Annotated in this window: 1 protein-coding gene; it reads left to right on the top strand. The window is 40.6% G+C overall.

The window, feature by feature from the left end; translation table 11 throughout:
* Window positions 1-443, top strand: a 443-nt coding sequence (locus J7R10_RS08775; RefSeq protein ID WP_208436482.1) for a NusA N-terminal domain-containing protein, incomplete at both ends; no start/stop codon positions are given.

Below are 443 nucleotides of genomic sequence, written 5' to 3'. Positions count from 1 at the left end.
ATCAACTCCAAAACAGGTGAAATTAAGTTACAGCGCCTGCTTAAAATTGTTGATGTCGTTGAGGATTATACAACTGAAATTACTCTCTCCGATGCACTTAAACGCCAAGCAGACGCAAAAATTGGTGATTTTTTTGCTGATCTTTCACCTCCTATGGACTTTGGACGTATCGCAGCACAATCTGCTAAACAGGTTATTGTACAAAGAGTACGCGATGCGGAACGTGACCAACAATACGAAGAATTTAAAAATAAAATTGGTGAGATTATTTCTGGTACAGTAAAACGTGTAGAATATGGTAATGTTATCGTTGATCTAGGTCGGGGTGAAGCTATCGTACGCCGTGATGAATTAATTCCACGTGAATCTTTTCGCTATGGAGACCGTATTCGTGCTTATGTCAATGACGTGCACCGTGAATCGCGTGGTCCGCAAATTTTCCT

Origin of the sequence: Bartonella vinsonii subsp. berkhoffii ATCC 51672, assembly GCF_902825225.1 — a bacterium.
Classification (GTDB): Bacteria; Pseudomonadota; Alphaproteobacteria; order Rhizobiales; family Rhizobiaceae; genus Bartonella; species Bartonella berkhoffii.
This window is presented reverse-complemented; position numbering and strand designations above follow the sequence as displayed.